Consider the following 19429-nt stretch of genomic DNA (forward strand, 5'->3'; position numbering starts at 1 on the left):
ACGGTCGTACTAGAATCTTAATTATCTTTTTGCTTGGTTTCCTAATTGCCTGCCCGCTGCGAACACCACTTCAAGTTGCCGTTCACACTGGACCACCGCTGTCTTTGATGTTAATCGTTCCAACTTTTACAATTTTCATGATATGGTTGCTTCACAAAATTGCGAGATCCAACAACTTTTGGCCAACTATTGGCACCTTTGTTATTGGCATGTTTGTCGGTATCGACGCTGATTCAATATTGCAAATTTTGACTTCATTGTTTTAACAATATTTCTTAAAATAGAATTAAAGAAGCACGATCTTCTTTACTACTAAGAAACGTGCTTCTTTGCGTGATTGCAGCGGTTGTGCTATGCTTTCCTGCGGTATTGAATCATTTGCCAAATTATTTCAACAAGGTAAATTGCGAGCTGTAAAAACATCAAACTTCCCCTTTTTATTGCACCATATTTTTAAGAAAGCAGGTCTTCAATATGTGGCTTACCAAATCTTTTAACGAACTAACAACCGAAGAACTTTTCAGCATTCTCTATCTGCGAACCCGAATCTTTGTGGTCGAACAAAACCGGGTTTATCAAGAAGTTGATTTAAATGATCGGCAGGCAATTCACATTTTTAATTGGATTGACGGCCAAGTTGCCGCCTATGCCCGGGTTTTCAAAGACGGCCAGCAAGTCACCTTTGGCCGGGTGGTAACAGCCCCTGAATACCGGGGAAAGGGGTATGGCAGAGACTTGATGGATCACGTCATGGACACAATCAAGTCACACTTTCCCAACCTGCCTATTAAGATTGAAGCTCAGGTTCAAGTTGCGGATTTATATAAAAAGTTCGGCTTTATGCCACAGGGTGCTCCCTTTATCTTCCACTCGACTTCTCATATCCGAATGACTCATAAACCACTTGCCGGCTAAAACCGGCATTCAAAAAGCACGGCTTAGCCACCCAATCAGAAAGTGGTTAAGCCGTGTTTTATTAACTCGTTTAACTTTAAACTGTTCGCTTGAAGAAAGCTGCCAGATCATCCCAGACGTCGTCCAAATAGCCCTTTGCATGCCGGCTGCCCGACAACATTCTTGTCGTGTAAGGAATCTGATGGGCCGTCAACGTATCGGCCATCATCAAGACACCGCTGGTCGGTACAAATTCATTTAGTGAATTGGCCAAATACATCGACCCGGTATCATCGGTTACCCGATGATACGGCGTTGCCGCTTCGTATTGATCCGTTCGGCCATTAAAATAATTGGTCACAAACCATTTGTAAAACGGATCGTTGGCTCCGGTCTGATTAATTTTAGCACTGGCTGTCGAATTAAATCCACTGGTATCCCCTTCAGCCGCAATCACCGATTCATGTTTTGCCAGCCAATCATCAATATCTAAAATTCCGGAAAGAGAAACGATCGGAATGCCGTATTTAATGGCCAGTTCTACACCATATTGCCACCGGCAGACGACCCGAAAGCACCGATACGATCGTGATCAAATGGTAGATCCGCCTGCTTCAGCCAGTTAAATAGTCGATCCATATCCAACAAAGGTGCCGGATAATAGCTTGCGGTGTGATTCGATATGCCGGGGTAACTACCAGATAGCCCAGCGCCGCCAAGCGTTTGGAGGAGTCGGCATCCTTGGCCTTATCACCGCGAAACCAGCCGCCACCGTGAATATCAATGATGGCACCACGAGCTTCTTTAGCATCCCCGTCATAGTAAATATCCGTTTTTTGATGATTAACCGGATCATATTCAACGTCTGTTTTAATAACCAAATTTACCATGCTAACGGCCTCCTGAATTAAAAATCCTTATTCGCTTATCTCATTCAAGAGCAGTATCTACCCAAGCAATGTTTAAAGCAATTAAAGTGCCTTGAAAAAGTGGCTTTTCCATGATAACTTATCTTTAAGTAATTAACTAATTGACCCAATAAACCATTAAACTAATCGACTATTTCGAGCAATTAAAATTTTTTCTAACTTAACAAATGTCCTTTCCATCCAAAATTATCAAAAAGAAGGTTGATCGCCATTTTCATTAACCAGCTTGAAAAACAAATCCGTTTCAAACGAAAAACGTCTTTGTCCTTTAGGTACTCGTTTGACATTATATCCGGTTTGATAATCTGCTTATTCATTCAATTCATCTTTGAATTGTTAGGTTGGTCCTCGAAAAGCACCAATTTAATCGCCTTTTTCAGTACAACACTGTCTTGGGCGATTCCGATGATTCTCATTGCGTTTACCATTGATGTTTTTTCGGGGTCCAACGACGATAGATGATAGATAACTAAAGGACGCTTCCCCTATAAACCGGGTTAGCGTCCTTATAACAATTAATTCAAATCTAGTAAAGTTGGTCCGCTTGATAAACTGTATAGCCAAAAAGCACGATTAGTCCAGCCAGTGAGAAAAGCCGGGCTCGTTTAGTGTGGCCGGTTCGCCAGTAATCAACCGGGATTACTAAGACAGCCACCAAAATTATGACGGCAAATATAGGTAATAACAATGTCATGGTGTTTCTCCTATTAGCGATAAATATAGATAATGAAACAATGTTTATAAGGTATCACAGTAAAAGCGATTCGCGCAACGTCACCCACCCAAAACGGGTCGCCCAATCGGTATCCATGACCGGCTGTACGACCCGTTTAATAATTTAGATTTGATTTAAATTCTTCGAAACCCCATTCGAAAATTCGCAAAAATTTGAAATTGGTTAACTAAAATCAACAGTTTGTCCGTTAACCTCTTTTAATCATAAAATCAAAGTCAATATCCTGATCAGCCGGGATATGGTACTGTGGTTCAACATCCGCGCCCCAACTGTCAATCCCGCCGACACCACGAACAGCTCCCAGGATTGAAACAACGGTCCTTCTTGGCAGCGGCAGTTCTTCAATGTGCGTTGCGTTCTCCAGTTCTTCGGCCGTATATGGCAATGCACTGAAGGCAAACGGCTGACCGATCTTTTCAAATTTCAGACTGAACGGTGCTGTTGATGAATCGGCATTGTTTTTGGTACTGTTGCGGGTGATTGCTACCCAGTTGGTCTGCATATGAACGCCATTATCTTCGGGAACCAGATACTTGGCGACCGGCAGACCATCTACATGATAGACGCCCGGAATCCCACCGGCCATTCGATCGGGATAGGTTTCTCCGGATAGGCCGTCATAGTCGTAGCCGACTGCTTTAGTCGGCATGATGAACCGCATGCCAAAGACCGGCAGTTCGGGTAAGTCCTTCTTACCGGCATAATGAACCGCCACCTTAATGGCCCCATCCGGCGTAATCGTGTAGCCGACCGTTACCGTCGTGCTTGGAATCGTCAGCGTTTCATAATGATAGGTAATCGCTACTTGATCCGCGAATTCATGATTTGAATATCGATTATTTACTGGCGCTCCCGGAAATGCAATCGGTTGGTCATTGATTTTGATCTCAATCGACTTGGCATCGATAAACATATCGGCCCCCAGCCACTGAATCGATTTCTTGGAAAAGCCGTTTCCCCGGTCATTATCGGTGGTTGCCCGCCAAAAAGTCGGTTTGGGTTCCCGGTACAGCCATTCTTTGCCACCAATAACCAACGATTCCAAGCCGCTTCTTGAATAACTGAAAATATAGTGAAAATCATTGCCACCAACGCCGAGGGTACCATCGCCGTAAATGACTTTTAACTGATTAGTATTTGCCATAATAGTATCTTACCTCCTGCATGGCCGGTTTTTCGGTTCGATCGGCAAACATTAAGCCGTCACCGGAGAATTCATAATCGGAAACCCGATCATCAAAATCACCGCCGTAACGCAGGACTTTTTGACCGGTTACCTCGTCTTTGACTGCAACGGCCTGATCAATAAAGTCCCAAATAAAGCCGCCTTGATACATCGGATATTTATCAAGCAGATCCATATACGATTTCATACCGCCGATTGAATTTCCCATATCATGCATATACTCACACAATAGAAACGGCTTTTGAGGATTATCTTTCAGGTAGTCTTCAATTTCAGCTGGTGTCGCGTACATCCGGCTTTCAACATCCGAAATGGTTGGCTTGTATTTCGGATTATGGAAAACGCCCTCGTAATGGACGAGCCGTGATGGATCAACCTGCTTATAGTAATGGTTCATCGCTTCGATATCATCACCGGCATATGATTCATTACCAAGCGACCAGAATAAAATACTGGTGTGGTTTTTAAATGTCTCATAATTGTTCTTTGCCCGGTCAAGAACGGCAGCCTGCCATTGCGGTACCGACCCCGGGACGTTATAAGACGGCTCAACGGCCCCTAATTTCTGCCAAGTGCCGTGAGATTCCAGGTTGTTTTCGGCCATCATGTAAATGCCGTTCGTATCACACAAATAATACCAGGAAATGTGATCCGGATAATGACAGGTTCGAACGGCGTTGATATTGTTTTTCTTAAACGTTGCAATATCCTGCTGCATGTCAGCCATCGTGACAACCCGACCGGATTCGGCATCCCACTCATGGCGGTTAACACCTTTGATAATCAAGCGCTTGCCATTTAGAACGATGACTTTATCTTGATTGATTTCAATTCTTCGAAAGCCAAATTGGTAGGGCACGACTTCCAACACCTGACCAGTCTGATCGGTTAGCGTAATGGTCAATTGATACAGATAAGGATCATCGTTATCCCAAAGATGCACTTTTTCAAATGGCGTATCCGTCAAACGAACATCGCCATCAGCCGAGCTGCTGGTTTCATATAGTTGGTTGCCAGCTGCGTCTGCTACGCTAAGATGGGCAACAACGCCGGCCTGTTGCCCGCTAAATTCAGCATCGACTGTCAGCCGGCCGGATTGAAAGTCATCGTTGACCGTTGGCTTGATGGCCAGATCTTCCAAATGAACCGCCGGCTGCGCAATCAGTGATACGTCCCGAAAAATACCAAAGAAACGAAACATATCCTGGTCTTCCAAGAAACTAGCCGTACTGCGATTAAAGACCTCTACCGCCAATGTATTTTCGCCATCAGTTAAATAAGGCGTCAAATCAAATTCATGCGGGGTAAAACTATCTTCAGCATAACCCAGAAAATGACCATTCAGCCAAGCATACATCGCTGTTTCAACCCCTTCGAACCGAATCCGGACCGAATGATTGGCCAAGGCTGGGGCAAGCGTAAATTTTTTGACATAGGCGCCGACATGATTGTCTTTGCCTTCACTAAACATACCGGGTTCCTTTTGATCCGGCCCCATCGTGTAGGCCGGTCGGCGGAATTCCTTGCCTTCCCATGGATACAGGGTATTAATATAGTGAATTTTATTGTACCCGGCAAACTCGATTAGGCCGGGAACTCGAATCGTATCAAAGTTACTGGTATCATAATCAGCTTGGTAAAAGTCCGCCTGGCGACTCATCGGATCCTTGGCGTAAGCGAATCGCCAATCGCCATTCAAAGTCTGCACGTAACTGCTGTGACCCTGCTGCGCTTCACGCTGGCTTTGATAAAACCGATGGTCACTGTGTGCCGGCAATTCATTCACCCGAAAGACTTCCGGATCGTCCAACCAACGAATGTCTGCCTGCGTTATCGTTTCATGACGCATGCACCCTCACACTCCTATGTTTAAAATTTAAGTCCTAACAATAATGTAAGCGCTTTACAAAATTCTGTCAACAGGTTATTAAAAATTTTTTGAAACATTTAATTATGTTGCATTAAAATTGCAAAAAATTGCAAAATTTTAGTTTGGCAATAACGAATAATAAGGTGCTTCAAGTCAATGACTACCGGTGGGCTGCTGCCTTATGTTGCCATTCATCTTACTACCAATAAAATTTAACTAACTGAATATGTTAAACTACTAATTAATAACTTTATTTTCAAGAAAGAAAGTGATGATTCTGGGGACTACTATTAAAGACATCGCCAAGTTAGCAGGCGTTTCTCCGGCAACAGTTTCCCGGGTACTTTCCGGTCAAACTGATTTTTATTCGGAAAAAACAGCCAAGAAGGTCCAACAAGCTGTTAAAAAGCTCGGCTATCGAAAAAACACCAATGCTGTGGAACTGGTTACCCAAAAAAGCCATGTTTTGGCTGTTATTATCAGCACAATCCAAACCAATGCAGCTGATCAGATCATCAATGGAATCCAAGAAACCGCCATTAAAAACAATTTAGATGTTATTATCCTGTATGCCGGCGAAAAAAACGCTGATCTTCAAAAAAAGGCCTTGAAAACCGTTATCGAACGCTCGGTCATGGGGATCCTACTGGTCGCAATCGATTTAAATCTTCAAAATGAAGCCTTACTGAAATCGGCCAAAATTCCCTTTTTGTTTCTCTCGATCGGTTTCTTAGAAAACCGCTTTCCTTTCATTTCATCTGATGATTTCAAAGTTGGTCAGGAAGCGACGCAATACCTGATTAATAAAGGACATACCAAAATTGGCTTTGCGGCTGCCAATTCAGAATCCAATATCGGTCAACTTCGGCTGGCCGGTTACTGGAAAGCTCTGTCACAACATCACATTAAGCCAAAACTAGATTGGGCGTACGATGGCGAATACACGTACGAAGACGGCATTCAAGCAATGAACTACTACCATCAGCACACCGACTTAACTGCCGCAGTGGCCTCCAGTGACTTGGCAGCGATCGGCATGCTGAATCAGGCAAAGAGTTTGGGAATTCGAATACCTGAAGATTTTGCCGTTATCAGTATTGATGGCACCTTTCTCTGTACAATTATGCGGCCACAAATTACCAGTGTTACGCAAGTATTTCGTGAAATGGGCGTTAAAGGCGTTGAAACGCTTGTCAAACAAACTTCAAAACCATTTAAGTCTTTATACACACCAATTAAAATTACTGAACGTGAAAGTAGCTGATCAATGGGAAGAGATGATTGAATAGCACCAGGGCTGGGTGCTGTAAAGGATCGCAACAAACCTCTAAGCAGTCAACGGTCCTATGATCAGCTCAATTTAATATTGGCTGAAGAGGATCCATTAGTATCGGAATTTCCGGATAGTTTTGTAGATTAATCTTGGGAATTCCAATTACGATTATTTATTGACTTTGCAATTGCTGCCAGTGTCACTAAATTGACTATTTCTAGTAACCTTGAACTAGCCCGCAGCCGAAATCGAACAACTGGCAGCCAGGCGGATCAGCAATGAATCACTAATGCCTAAATTATAAATAACCTTTGTCAGGCGTCATATACTAATTAGCCGGCAGTCACGACTTCGTTTACCGGATTATCTTTAGGGTGTATACTCAAAAAGTAATGATCTAGCAATGGAGGTGGCTATTCTAATGACAAAAACGCAAATGTTCCAATTTTGATTGGACTAACATTAGGCACGCTTCTAACAGCCGGTTCGGCAGCCTCAGCCAAAAACATCCCCACTAAGCCAATCCCGGCAGCACTGCGAGGTACTTGGAAGGGCGCCTATCGAGCTTCAGATGCTGGTTACCCCTTTAAAATGATAATTTCAAAGTACGCGTTATCTCAAAATGGGAACCGCTTCTACCTGCAGTCAAATCCTACCAGTAAGAATCCCCATGATTTTATAATGAGCGCCAAACCAAATAAAAAAGGTTATTGGAAATTTACACTAACAGCCAGTCACGATAATATGTATCTAAAAAGAATCCGTAAGAACGGTAAACCAGTTCTCATCAGGTATTCCTACGACACTCACAAAAAACCGGTTATTCAATATCTTTATCATTAAAAGAGTGAAACGAAAGGCGGTTAACTTTCAGAGCATAATCGAATTATCCGAATATTCCGGGCTTGAATGTTTGGATAATTTGATGATGTGGCAGGAAGTTGGCTTTCGCTCCACGTTTCCAATCGGTAATAACAGCAGGAGCGGGGCTGGGACAAAAGTAATTTTGTTCCAGCCCCGTTCTTTAAAGTCTTAAAGCGGCCAATTATCTAGTTAAATTCTTTTTTCGCTTTAAGTATTCGTCTTCATCAATCTTACCAGTTGCATACTGTTCATCCAGAATTGTTATTGCGGACGATTGACGGTTCGGCTTATGGTTGGCACGATAGGCCATGTAAAGGACTACCAGCAGCACAGCAATTAAGCAATTGTCAAATAGCCAAAGCCGCCCATCCAGCCCATGTGACCAAATCCAGACCAACCGGAACCACAGCCCCATGATCTCATCATTTAAATCAGCCTCTTTCCTTGATTTACTCTGCCCTTATCATACCCCCTACCGTATTTAAAATTCAACCCCATAAAAAAACACTCAAGTTGATATCCCCAACCTGAGTACTTTTTAACCTATTATTATTTAAATTAAATACATTTTTCGAAGCCGCCGTTGCTGGCGCTTAGAAACTTTTAAACCGTTGACCAAATACTGATCAACTGAACCAAATTCTTTTTTCATTTCGTCAAACGCCGCGTGCAGGTATGAACGATCAACCCGCCGTCAATTTTAGCCATCGCTAACTCTTCAGCAGTGGCACCAGCCTGTTTCATTAAAGTAAGCCGGTTTTGATTATGGGCTCTTAAAAAATCATTTGAAGCATCGTAATCATTAAAGATAGTTGCCATATCAATTCCCAAGACATACATAATCAAGGCGCCTGCCAAACCGGTTCGGTCCTTGCCGGAAGCACAGTGCCAAAGAATCGCCTTGCCATTGGTATTCAGTAAAGTCATAAAGAGGTCGTGATAGGCTTCTCGGGCACGCTGGTTGGCAATATATGATCGGTAATGTTTCCGGTTGTTTCGATCATTAATGTGATAATGAAAGCTTTCATCAGTATCAACTGAATCGTTTATATACTTAACACCCGGCATTTTAACATCCGGGGCATCGGCTACTTCCTGTGGACGCCGTAAATCAAAATCAATCCCAACGTTATAATCATGAATAAGTATTTGGACATCTTTTTTTGTTAAGTGATTTAATCGGGCAGAACGCAATAAAGCCCGGTCTTTAATCCGATGACCATCCTTGGTAACAAAACCACCAAGGTCACGAACATTAAATGCACCGGTCAACTTAATTTCATGATCTGCTTCAGCCTTGGCCGGTGTCAGTGTTTTAATCTGAACATTTTGGGACTCGGAGATTGGGATTGCACCTGTTTCAAATGACGATTCTGAAGCTGCAAATGCTGCAGGATTATTTTTCATTGTTAATCACACTCCTCTTTCAGTCTCACAACATCTAATGTAACACCATTATTGTAATTCGTTCAGTGATTTGTTTGGTGAAGAGACCGTAAAGATTGTGTAAAAGTTAGGTGTTGGCAAATCGACATGGTGATGTTAGGTGGGGGATTGAAAAAACCACTGCGTAACATTAGTACAGGACTGCTGTGCTAACCCGCAAGCCCACTCCGAACGTTAACTGTTTTGTTTCGCACACTGGTTGAGGACTGCTTCACAAAGCAACGTTCTGCATGTAAGGGATTTATTTCAAAAATCCAAGCCCGGGATTTTCGAAATAAACGCCTTACACTCCGAACGTTAACCGCTTTGTTTCGCACACTGGTTGAGGACTGCTCCGCAAAACAACACCACTCCACATAAGGGATCAAATCGAAAAATCCAAGCCCAGGATTTCCCGCTTTGACGCCTTATGCTCCGGGTGTTAACCGTTTTGCTCCGCACACTATATCTTGTGCCTCATTCTCAACATGACCAGCAGCCAAACAATTAGCGTGATTGATATCAAAATCACAATAATCCAAGCATCAGCCATTTTTGACAGCGGTAACGCCACGTTCATGCCATAAAAGCCCGTAATAATAGTTGGTACTGCCATTGTTAATGACCAAATCGTCAGAAATTTCATAGTATCGTTCAAGTTATTGTTGGCAATATTATTAAAGGTATGATCGATTCGATCGACCACTTGTGTTTCAATTTCAATCATTCGTTGAACCTGTTCAGCTTCAATTTGAACGTCCTCAAATAAATCCTTCTTATCCTGATCGGCATCCCGGCCAAAATACGTTCTCGGCAGTCGATTCAGCAGATTTAAATTAATTTGGGTTGCACTGGACAAAAACGTCAGCGTCTGCTGAAGATGGGATAACGCGATCAAGTCGGTATTTTTAGTTTTTTGGTTTAACATTTTGTCCAAGTGATTCCGTTTTTTAGACGCCTCTCTGGAAATCGGAATGTAACTGTCAGCCAAAGAAAATAAGGCTTCCAGAATAAACGCGTCCACATTTTGAACTTCCGGATTATCAACTGCATCCCGAAAAGCAGCGTTCACTTCCCGAATGCCGCTTTCATTAAAGGTAAATAATCGGCCTTTATGAAGCAAAATCGCAAACGGCCTGGTAATATAACGTAGATTTTTTCGATCAAGCGGATAAGGTGCCAAAAAAATAAATAATTGATCGCCCTCATTAATATCGTGAACATAATTGGCACTTTCATCTTTATCAGTTACGTATGTCATAATATCTTCGTCAATCGCATACCGATCTTGAAGCAGCTGCCGTTCTTCAGCGGTTAATCGTTCCGTTTCAATCCATTTAATACCGGCAACTTGCCGTTCCGGTCTTATCATTAGCCAACCCCCCAATACCTTTTCAATTTTAATATTCAAGTTCATTTTAACGAAATAAGTCGCTCAGGTCGACTACAAAATTGCTTTTTGACCGATCATATCAGTCATTCTTATCATCGTTAACCGCCTTAATCTCTTAGATTGGGGTTATCATTGGAATTACCGCCAATAAGTTCGGGCAGCTTAAAATATTCATTCATTAGTTGTAAAAAATCGATTAACAGGTATACTAAAAAATATAAAAGTTGCTTTTTAACTATGCAAAGGAGGTGTCATCGATTTTGTTAACCAAGGTCTCCTACAAACTCTTTACTGAAAATCATATTTTTGATGACATGACCGATAAACAATCTAAAATTTTAATCGCCGCTATCAAGGTTTTTTCCGAGAAAGGATACGCGAACGCCAGTACAAAAGAAATTGCCGAGGAAGCCGGTGTTTCAGAAGGCAACATTTTTAGCCGCTTCACCAGTAAATACGGCCTACTGCAAGCTATTATTCAACCAGTTACCCATGCCATTTTTCCAACAGCTTTCGGGAAGTTCAGCGATACCAAGATAACCGACATTTATCCAACTCTCCAAGACTTTGTGGAAGCCCTTGTAAAGGATCGGGTCCAATTTATGAAAGAGAATGCCAATGTCTTGAAAATTTTTCTTTCGGAGATGACTTATAACCATCAACTTCGACAAGATTTTCAAAACCAATTTATTAAAACGGCTGCTTTTTATGTTAAAGCAATCCATCACAACCTGACAACGTTTAAAGCTGATCGGCAGATCGTCAACTGGCCGGATATTGAGATTTTAAGATTAATGTGGTCAATTATCGGTGGGCTGGTGGTTAGTTATCTCTTTTTTAACCAACCCGTTACCAAAATAGATGTTAATCGCACCGTTACCGCACTCATCAAGCGCTTAGCCAAAATAAATTCAATTAATTTATCTAACAGGGTTGTCATTAATGAGCCTTTAAACTATGCTTATATTGTAAGATTAACAAGATGGTACCGGATCAGGCACTGACCGGGTAATCAAAGGAAGGGGCTATCAAGTTGAACTTGTTTGGAATTATTGTTTTTTGTATTTTTAGCATTGGTATTGGATTGGCCATCGAAGGATGTACTTACTGGGAATGCCTGCATGGCGGGGCACGCCCCAGGCAAAAATCGATTCATTTCAGCGACCGGTTCGGTAATCACCTACACTCATCGTAAGCTAACAGCGAACCGTCGATTAGGTAGATAAAATTGAATTTGAATGATGACGTAAAAAGAATGATTAGTGAAAGATAACTGCCGGCATGCTGGTAGTCAGCTTTCACTAATCACTCTTTTGCTTTTAGCATAAATTGCAAGGTATTAATCAGCGACATTAGCAAATGGTTAGAAAGCACTTAATATTATTTTGACATAGTTTCCAACAATAATCAGATTGTTCAGTTTATGAGCAATCTGATTTTGCTTTATAAGGGGTTTCTGAATGGTTATCCTTATTAAATTTCGTATATTGGCAAAACACGAACATTAGAATAAAAATTATTTTTGCCTTTCGTATTGAACAATCAAGTATGACAGTCTATAATAACCGCTATACAGTAATACGAATTATGAATTGTTCACGTAAAATAAAGTTCGGATTTTGCTTAAATATTTTTATTGAGGTGAGTATTATTTCAATTGCAACAATCATTGACGGTTCAACCATTACATCTACCAATCCCCAAACCATTACTTTTTTGAATCATCAACTCGTTTGCATTGATAACAGTGGCTATATTGATCGTATCCTTAGCCCAAACGATACCGATTATGAGGCTGTTAAAGCAACCGCCAAGCGCAAGCAGCAGTTATTATCCCTCAACAAGGACGAATACCTGCTGCCGGGATTTATCGATCTGCACATTCACGCGCCGCAATGGCCAAATGCCGGTCTTGCCTTGGATCGCTCCCTAAACGAGTGGCTGAATACCTACACGTTTCCCTTGGAAGCTAAATATCAAGAAATTGACTTTGCAAAAAGCGTCTACAACAACTTGGTTCAAGAGCTGGTCAATAACGGCACCACAACCGCCCTTTACTTTGGAACCATTCACAACCAGGCCAACCTTGAATTAGCCAGGGCCTGCAACCGACATCAACAGCGGGGCTTCATCGGTCAGGTCACAATGGACAATCGTGAACAAACACCTGGTTATTATCGTGATCGATCTGCACAAAAGGCAATTACAAAGGCCGAAACTTTTATTCATCAACTAATGGATTTCAACAAAACTGCCTTGTTACACCAAACCCCCGTCATAACACCCAGGTTTGTGCCAAGCTGTACCCCCGAATCACTAAAAGGGTTGGGTCAATTAGCCCGACAGTACGACTTGCCAATTCAGTCACACTGCAGTGAAAGTGACTGGGAAAACAACTATGCTTTGGAAAATTATCATCAGCGGGACGCGATGGTTCTTGACCAATTTGGACTGCTGACTAATAAAACAATCATGGCTCATGGCACCCTTTTAAACCAGTCTGATCTTGACTTATTTAAAAAGGCCGGGGTTGCCATTGCCACTGTCCGATTTCAAATGCCTATTTCGGCAACGCGGTCTTATCCGTTAGCCAAATCCTTGAGCAACATCTTAAAATCGGGTTGGGTACCGATATTTCGGGCGGCTATTCGCCCAGTCTTTATCGCAATATTAACCAGGCCATTGTTTCATCCCGAATGCTTCATGACGGTGTCGACTCATCACTACCACCTGCGCGACGCGGAACTAAGGTAGCCGCGCTTACTGCTAAAAATGCATTTTATCTGGCAACAGTTGGTGGCGCCGAAAGCCTGCATTTAAAAACCGGTCAGATTAATCCGGGGTACTTGGCAGATTTTCAAATTGTCCAAGCACCCTATCCCGCCTTTATGCAGCAAACAACCGATGATATTTTTGAAAAGTTGATGTATCACACTACAAAAGACAATATTACCCACGTATTTGTTCAAGGAAAACTCGCAAAGGAAGGTCATTATGCAACGCAAAGATAACGGTTTACTCTATGGTCCCGAAGATAAGGTTTCGTATTTTCAATCAGGTCTCTTGGGCCTGCAGCACGTTTTGGCAATGGATGTTTACGTCCCGCCGCTGATTATTGCCGGGCTGCTTTCCATGAGCGTGGTTCAAAAACCGGTTTTTGCAGGCCGCTTTTTTGGCTTGTGGTATCGGTACAATTCTTCAAACTAAATTCTTTATGAAATTACCCGTTTCCCAAGGGCCTTCATTTGTCCCGATTGGCGCCGTTGCCGGTGTTTATCTGGCAAACGGTGGCCCACACGGTGGCATGGCAACCGTCCTCGGTTCCCTGCTTGTCGGGGCCGTTCTCTTAATTCTATTGGGACTCTCAGGTATTTATCAAAAGATCATCAACACCCTGGTCCCGGCATTGGTTGGTGGCACCATCATCACTTGTGTGGGCCTGTCATTGCTGCCGTCCGCTTTGAATGATAATATCTTCAAAGCCAGTGGCAGCGCGGGTCAAAATATCGAAATTGCTGCCATAACCGGATTGGTGATGTTATTGGCAATTACCATCGGGATTCGAATTCCGCAGCTGCAGCGGCTGTTTCGGGTCAGCTCAATTATTATTGCACTGGTTGCCGGCACTATCGCAGCTTCATTTATGGGTCGGTTTGATTGGTCATCAGTTAATAACGCACCATGGTTCAGCTTACCAAAATTCACGGCATTTCATTACGGATTTCATTTCTCACTACCTGCTATTTTAACTTTTATCGTAATTTACATGGTTCTCACAACTGAAACAACCGGTACCTGGTTTGCAATGAGTGCCGTTGTTGGTGAAAAGATTTCCAAAAAGCAGTGGAATCAGGGCATTATCGGCGAAGGTCTCAGTTGTTTCTTCGCTGCCTTACTTGGCACCACGCCAATGACCGGTTATTCAACCAATGCCGGCGTCATCTCAATTACCGGCGTTGCCAGCCGACGCGTCTTTGTTTCCGCTGGTATCTGGTTTATGATTCTTGGCTTCTTTGGTAAGTTATCAGCCTTTTTATCCGCCGTTCCGGCACCGGTTATTGGTGGCATTTTCTCAATCATTTGCGTCATCATTATGTTAAACGGTTTAAATGTGATTCGTTACCTCAACACTAACGAAAGTGCCATTTACATTTTGGGAATTCCAATTGTTTTAACCATGGCAGTAATCCTCGTTCCCAGCCATTTGGTTAATAGTACACCGCAAATAATTCAGTACCTGCTTGGTTCGCCGATTACGATTGCGGCAGTCAGTGCCATCATTTTAAACCTGATCATGGGTGACCATCAGCCGGAAACCGAGGCCGATAACGACCCAAAAGAAAGTAAAAAAGAAACTGCCCATCATGCAAAACTGGCAGCTTCCAAATAATTAAATTCAATTAACCGGAACCAAAAATCGTCGAACTTAATTGTTCGGCGATTTTTGGACCTAGTGACTTACAGCAATAACAAAAGAGACCGGTAAAATTGAAGGATGTTCCGATCTCTCTATTCTGTTTATTGAAGGACTTTATTTCAGTTTCAATTCTTACAAAATTAATCATTCATTAACCATCATTGACTTTTCTAACACTCGGTAGTTTGACGTTAATAATAGCAGAACCATTTAAACAAGCGGTTTAAGCTAATTTGGTGATTACCTGCCGAGAGCCCCCATTGCCAACGTGGTCAATCATAATCCCCCAATTAATTACAATTATAGCATTATTGGAATAGGATACAAGCGACTGAGAGCTGAATTGCATTTTTTATTTAAACTCGGCATTAAATCAGTCTGAATAGGCAGCTAAAAAACGGATGTCACAAAGGCCCCACCAATAATCAAAACCAAGCCGATCAACGTAAATGTCAATTCACGTTTGCTCTTGGTTTCATGCATTACCAACATGCCACCCAAGGTTGAAATAACAACTGAGAGCTGGGAAACGATAAAGCAGTATTAACGCCATTATAACGAACGGAATAAATGTATGAAATAGCCGCGAAGGAGAAGACAATCCCGCCCAGACTATTCAACCAACTGGTCTTTTCCTTAAAAGCACGCATTTGGCCACTAAATAATAAGTAAATTAAAACACCAACACACATTCCGATTGACTCCGGCAGAAAAATTGCAATCCCGGAACTCTGCAACCCCTTTGGAATAGACTCATAAACACAATAGCCAATCGTCGTAAAGACCAGCATAATAACCGTACTGGTTAAAACTTTTCGATTTTCCGTTTTACCTTTATCAGTAATTGATGTCAGCCAAATTCCGACAATCAGCAAAACAATTCCGGTTACCCCGCAATTTTCTCGATTCCCGTTGACCATTCGCCAAAAATAAAGACGCCGATTAAAGACGTTCCAATCAGCTGCATACCTGTGGAAATCGGCATCGTTGTTGAGACCCCGATTTTTTTATAACCAATATATTGACCAACCTGGCCGGCAATCCAAAAGGCACCGGCAAGTCCTGCCAATAAGAAACTTTTAAGATCCGTTGTTGGGCGGACAACCGCAAAAACAATTAAGCTGACCAAAAGTAGTCCGGCAGCGGTTCCAAAAATCTGATTAGCCGGCTTCCCACCTATTTTAGCAACGATCGGTGGCAACAACCCCCAACCCAAGGCGGGCAATAGTAATAGTAGAATACTCAAAATAAACATCCTCTCTAAGAAATAAACCATTCTCTAAAAAACTCATGAGTTAATGATAAAGTCAAATGATTAAAATGTAAACGGATTCGTGTAAATTTTTTTCAATTTTAAGTAAAAAGAAGTGGCATTACGAAAAAAACTCGCCAAAAATACTTTGGCGAGTTGGGTGCTAAGTGCTTTGCTCCACACACTGGTTTAGGACTGCTACTCAAAGCAATGCCACCGCATATAAGAGATCGATTTAAAAAATCCAAACCCGGGATTTCCCAAATCGACGTCTTATATTCCGGGCATTAACCGCTTTGCTCCGCACACTGGTTTAGGACTGCTGTGCAAAACAACACCGCTCCACATAAGGGATCAAATCGAAAAATCCAAGTCCGGGATTTCCCGCTTTGACGCCTTATGCTCCGGGTATTACCCGTTTTGCTCCGCACACTAAATTTTTTGACTCCTTGGTCTCAATAAGATTTCATTAATGGCAACCTCTTGCGGTTGGTCAATCGCGTATGCCACTGCGTTGGCCACGTCCACCGCTGCCAAGCCATTTTCTTTTTCGTCTTTTTCAATCCGGGATCGGGTCTTCTCATCACTGATTGACCTATATAACTCCGTATCAACTGCGCCCGGTGATACCATCGTTGTTTTAATATGGTGATCAACCTGTTCCTGGCGCAAGCCGTCCATAATCGCTTGAACAGCGTACTTGGTACCCGCATAAACCGCTGTTCCGGGATGGACAACATGACCGGCAACCGAATCCGTTGTTATAATATGACCGCCATTTTGCTTGATCATGATCGGCAGTGCTGCCGCGATACCATAAAGGACCCCTTTAATGTTAACATCAATCATTCTTTCCCATTCAACTACTTTCAAATCAGCTAACTGTGAAATTGGCATTAAGCCGGCATTATTATACAGGACATCAACACGGCCAAATGTCTTTTCAGCTAAATCAACCAGTGCCTTCACACTCTTTTGATCGGTGACGTCAGTTTGTTGGTACAGCACTTGACCCTCATCAAAGCTGGCAGCAATGGCTTTGAGCCGTTCTTCCCGGCGGGCGCCGATCACAACTTTAGCGCCTGCTTTGGCTAGTACTTCGGTAGTTGCCTTACCAATGCCACTGGAAGCACCTGTAATCACAACAACTTTATCTTTAATTGTCAAAATTCATTCCTCCTGTTTTGGATACGTCTGGCTTTCCTCTACGTGATTCATCATAACCAAAAAAGCTTGGATTGTCTTTAACTCTTCCTTTGAAAACTGCTTTAAATGATCTTTTAGCATTCGACTTTTCAATTTCAGTAATTGATCATGTGTTTTGGCGATTTCACCGCCCAACAAGGTTAGTTGATAATGCTTACTACGGGCATCCGATGGATCCTGATGACTGACAATCATTTGGCGCTGTTCAAGAACCGTTAGCTGCTTTGATAACGTTCCCCGCAAGATTTCCAATTCACTGGCAATCTGCTTAGCAGCAACGTCTGGATGTTTTTCCAAATAAGACAAAATATGAAAATGAATAGTTGATAAACCGGCTGCTTTGGGCTGGTGTGTTTTAATCCATTGTTTCTCCTTATCGGTATCGTTATCCAACATCAACAAATGATGATACTCTTGAATAATCTGATTTTCGCTTACCAATGCAACCCCCTCTTCTAACGAAACCGTCAGAATAGTTGTGCTTATTATATCAAGGTGCTATGATAACAAGCAGTTTCCATGGAAACTATTATAACAAAAAAATATCTTAAATCAATAAGGAGGTCAAACCTTGACAGAAAATAACGCTATTCCTGCTCAAACCAAATTAGCTATTTTGGCAACCGGTCTACTTTCATTTATCGGCATTCTGGTCGAAACATCGCTTAACGTTACCTTTCCGACAATGATACGGCAATTTCACACGTCCTTAAGTACAGTCCAATGGCTGACTTCGGGATATTTATTAATGGTAACTATCATTATGAGTACCACTGCTTTTTTAATCAAACGGTTTAATACGCGAAGTTTATTTCGAGCAGCCGTATTGTCAACGTTGATCGGTACTGCCTTGGCAGCCATTGCACCCGATTTCCAAATTTTAATGATTGGTAGAATTTTTCAGGCAATTGCGACCGGATTATCAACGCCACTGATGTTTCATGTCATTTTATCCCTAATCCCTCAAAACCGATTGGGCATTTATATGGGGCTTGCCAGCATGATCACTTCATTCGCACCCGCTTTGGGACCGACTTATGGTGGCCTGCTCAACTACTATTTAAATTGGCGGGTGATTTTTATTATCACCTTACCGTTAATCATCGGCATTCTCTTAATTGGAGAAACCAGTATTCGATTAAAAGCCCGTCGAGATAATGACAACTTCGATATATTTGGGTTGGTCACATTATCACTTTTGTTTTTTGGCTTCATTGAAACTTTTGATCAGGCCGGCACCCACGGCTTCATTAGCCTAAACTTCGGTCTCTCGCTATTTATTTCAATTGTGCTGTTATTAATCCTTCTTCATCACATTAAAAATGGTTCCGCTCAAATTCTTAATTTTAGAATTCTAACAAATCCCATCATTTCATTAAGAGCGGTCAACTTTTTTCTCTTGCAGTTTATTAATATTGGTATTTCATTTGTGATCCCTGTTTTTGCTCAAAATTATTTAGGAGCCGACTCTATGATTTCAGGTCTGATTCTTTTACCGGGATCGTTGATTGGCGCAATGGTTGCCCCTGTGGCCGGTGGTATTTATGATCGGCGAGGCCCCAAAATTACACTATACATTGCCAATGGCGCTATGTTAATCGGCTCTTTACTACTATGGTGGTTTACAAAGGATCTCAGCTTGGTTGGGATCACACTCCTTTATATTTTCCTGAGATTCGGATTTAACTTTGGCTTTGGCAATATTATGTCGGATGCCAGTACCCAAATTAGTATCAACGAAAAAGCCGATCTTAATTCACTATTCAACACACTGCAACAATACGCTGGCTCATTTGGAACGGCTGTTTTATCCGCGCTCATTTCGACAGCTGAACTGAGAATGCCGACTGCCCAAAGCGGCTTGGCAACTGCTATCGGTGCCAAAAATGACTTTTTACTACTGGGATTCTTTAGTTTAATTGGTTTAATTACCACAGTCACTGTGAGCCACTTCCAACGGCAAGCCAAGGGTTAGCCGCTTTTA

The 19429-nt window shown here is 42.3% G+C and carries 13 protein-coding genes and 5 pseudogenes; 7 read left to right on the plus strand and 11 right to left on the minus strand.

Annotation, left to right across the window (positions count from 1 at the left end; genetic code table 11):
* Positions 1 to 474: 474 nt before the first annotated feature.
* A complete protein-coding gene (locus tag JCM14108_RS04360; RefSeq protein WP_035178645.1) occupies positions 475 to 915 on the plus strand; it encodes a GNAT family N-acetyltransferase in 441 nt (146 codons plus the stop codon).
* 76 nt (positions 916 to 991) lie between these two features.
* Here JCM14108_RS04360 and JCM14108_RS04365 read toward each other — a convergent pair.
* The 4 genes and pseudogenes from JCM14108_RS04365 to JCM14108_RS04375 all read right to left on the minus strand — a co-directional run bounded on the left by JCM14108_RS04365 (position 992) and on the right by JCM14108_RS04375 (position 5594).
* A pseudogene (locus JCM14108_RS04365) lies at positions 992 to 1784 on the minus strand (alpha/beta hydrolase fold domain-containing protein).
* 565 nt (positions 1785 to 2349) lie between these two features.
* Complete coding sequence (locus JCM14108_RS14665; protein WP_156654900.1) at positions 2350 to 2517, minus strand: hypothetical protein; 168 nt, start codon at positions 2515 to 2517, stop codon at positions 2350 to 2352.
* A 229-nt stretch (positions 2518 to 2746) separates the two neighbouring features.
* A complete protein-coding gene (locus JCM14108_RS04370; RefSeq protein WP_035178646.1) occupies positions 2747 to 3703 on the minus strand; it encodes a beta-galactosidase small subunit in 957 nt (318 codons plus the stop codon).
* Positions 3690 to 5594: a glycoside hydrolase family 2 TIM barrel-domain containing protein gene (locus JCM14108_RS04375; protein WP_035178647.1), complete on the minus strand. Its 1905-nt coding sequence runs from the start codon at positions 5592 to 5594 to the stop codon at positions 3690 to 3692. Before JCM14108_RS04375 ends, JCM14108_RS04370 begins: the two co-directional genes overlap by 14 nt.
* Positions 5595 to 5892: 298 nt before the next feature.
* Between JCM14108_RS04375 and JCM14108_RS04380 the strand changes: the two genes are divergently transcribed.
* Positions 5893 to 6879, plus strand: a complete 987-nt coding sequence (locus tag JCM14108_RS04380) for a LacI family DNA-binding transcriptional regulator (protein ID WP_081759847.1) — start codon at positions 5893 to 5895, stop codon at positions 6877 to 6879.
* A 456-nt stretch (positions 6880 to 7335) separates the two neighbouring features.
* Entirely contained in the window at positions 7336 to 7731 is a 396-nt protein-coding gene (locus tag JCM14108_RS04385) for a hypothetical protein (protein ID WP_237745709.1), read from the plus strand.
* Between the two features lie 202 nt (positions 7732 to 7933).
* On the opposite strand, the gene JCM14108_RS15790 is transcribed toward JCM14108_RS04385, so the two are convergent.
* The 4 genes from JCM14108_RS15790 to JCM14108_RS04400 all read right to left on the minus strand — a co-directional run bounded on the left by JCM14108_RS15790 (position 7934) and on the right by JCM14108_RS04400 (position 10549).
* Positions 7934 to 8062 (minus strand): SHOCT domain-containing protein, encoded by a 129-nt coding sequence (locus JCM14108_RS15790; RefSeq protein WP_272944511.1) that lies wholly within the window; start codon positions 8060 to 8062, stop codon positions 7934 to 7936.
* A gap of 243 nt (positions 8063 to 8305) precedes the next feature.
* Positions 8306 to 8404: a tyrosine-protein phosphatase gene (locus tag JCM14108_RS15795; RefSeq protein ID WP_272944512.1), complete on the minus strand. Its 99-nt coding sequence runs from the start codon at positions 8402 to 8404 to the stop codon at positions 8306 to 8308.
* Positions 8401 to 9159 (minus strand): tyrosine-protein phosphatase, encoded by a 759-nt coding sequence (locus JCM14108_RS04395; RefSeq protein ID WP_272944513.1) that lies wholly within the window; start codon positions 9157 to 9159, stop codon positions 8401 to 8403. The genes JCM14108_RS15795 and JCM14108_RS04395 overlap by 4 nt, the downstream gene beginning before the upstream one ends.
* 481 nt (positions 9160 to 9640) lie before the next feature.
* The gene (locus tag JCM14108_RS04400) at positions 9641 to 10549 is read right to left on the minus strand and encodes a magnesium transporter CorA family protein (protein ID WP_035178652.1); all 909 of its coding nucleotides are present in this window, start codon (positions 10547 to 10549) and stop codon (positions 9641 to 9643) included.
* Between the two features lie 335 nt (positions 10550 to 10884).
* On the opposite strand from JCM14108_RS04400, the pseudogene JCM14108_RS16195 reads away from it, so the two are divergent.
* From JCM14108_RS16195 to JCM14108_RS04415, 3 pseudogenes are all read left to right on the plus strand, one after another.
* A pseudogene (locus JCM14108_RS16195) lies at positions 10885 to 11059 on the plus strand (TetR/AcrR family transcriptional regulator); the annotation flags it as partial.
* Positions 11060 to 12211: 1152 nt separating this feature from the next.
* Positions 12212 to 13581 (plus strand): annotated as a pseudogene (guaD, locus tag JCM14108_RS04410) (guanine deaminase).
* Positions 13565 to 14960: pseudogene (locus JCM14108_RS04415) on the plus strand (uracil-xanthine permease family protein). The pseudogenes guaD and JCM14108_RS04415 overlap by 17 nt, the downstream one beginning before the upstream one ends.
* A 417-nt stretch (positions 14961 to 15377) precedes the next feature.
* On the opposite strand, the pseudogene JCM14108_RS04420 reads toward JCM14108_RS04415, so the two are convergent.
* The 3 genes and pseudogenes from JCM14108_RS04420 to JCM14108_RS04430 all read right to left on the minus strand — a co-directional run bounded on the left by JCM14108_RS04420 (position 15378) and on the right by JCM14108_RS04430 (position 17886).
* Positions 15378 to 16233 (minus strand): annotated as a pseudogene (locus JCM14108_RS04420) (GRP family sugar transporter).
* 438 nt (positions 16234 to 16671) lie between these two features.
* A complete protein-coding gene (locus JCM14108_RS04425) occupies positions 16672 to 17406 on the minus strand; it encodes an SDR family oxidoreductase (protein ID WP_035178655.1) in 735 nt (244 codons plus the stop codon).
* Between the two features lie 3 nt (positions 17407 to 17409).
* Positions 17410 to 17886, minus strand: coding sequence for a MarR family winged helix-turn-helix transcriptional regulator (locus tag JCM14108_RS04430; protein WP_035178657.1), 477 nt, complete (start codon positions 17884 to 17886; stop codon positions 17410 to 17412).
* Between the two features lie 130 nt (positions 17887 to 18016).
* Here JCM14108_RS04430 and JCM14108_RS04435 point away from each other — a divergent pair, with 130 nt between their 5' ends.
* Complete coding sequence (locus tag JCM14108_RS04435) at positions 18017 to 19420, plus strand: MFS transporter (RefSeq protein WP_035178660.1); 1404 nt, start codon at positions 18017 to 18019, stop codon at positions 19418 to 19420.
* The last annotated feature ends 9 nt before the right edge of the window (positions 19421 to 19429 follow it).

It is taken from the genome of Lentilactobacillus farraginis DSM 18382 = JCM 14108, from assembly GCF_000583655.1.
Taxonomy (GTDB): Bacteria; Bacillota; Bacilli; order Lactobacillales; family Lactobacillaceae; genus Lentilactobacillus; species Lentilactobacillus farraginis.

Excerpts from the sequence above, each read along its gene's own strand:
- JCM14108_RS04360 (WP_035178645.1), top strand. The coding sequence starts at position 475 with ATGTGGCTTACCAAATCTTTTAACGAACTAACAACCGAAGAACTTTTC.
- JCM14108_RS14665 (WP_156654900.1), bottom strand. The coding sequence starts at position 2,517 with ATGACATTGTTATTACCTATATTTGCCGTCATAATTTTGGTGGCTGTC.
- JCM14108_RS04370 (WP_035178646.1), bottom strand. The coding sequence starts at position 3,703 with ATGGCAAATACTAATCAGTTAAAAGTCATTTACGGCGATGGTACCCTC.
- JCM14108_RS04375 (WP_035178647.1), bottom strand. The coding sequence starts at position 5,594 with ATGCGTCATGAAACGATAACGCAGGCAGACATTCGTTGGTTGGACGAT.
- JCM14108_RS15790 (WP_272944511.1), bottom strand. The coding sequence starts at position 8,062 with ATGGCCTATCGTGCCAACCATAAGCCGAACCGTCAATCGTCCGCAATA.
- JCM14108_RS15795 (WP_272944512.1), bottom strand. The coding sequence starts at position 8,404 with ATGAAAAAAGAATTTGGTTCAGTTGATCAGTATTTGGTCAACGGTTTA.
- JCM14108_RS04395 (WP_272944513.1), bottom strand. The coding sequence starts at position 9,159 with ATGAAAAATAATCCTGCAGCATTTGCAGCTTCAGAATCGTCATTTGAA.
- JCM14108_RS04400 (WP_035178652.1), bottom strand. The coding sequence starts at position 10,549 with ATGATAAGACCGGAACGGCAAGTTGCCGGTATTAAATGGATTGAAACG.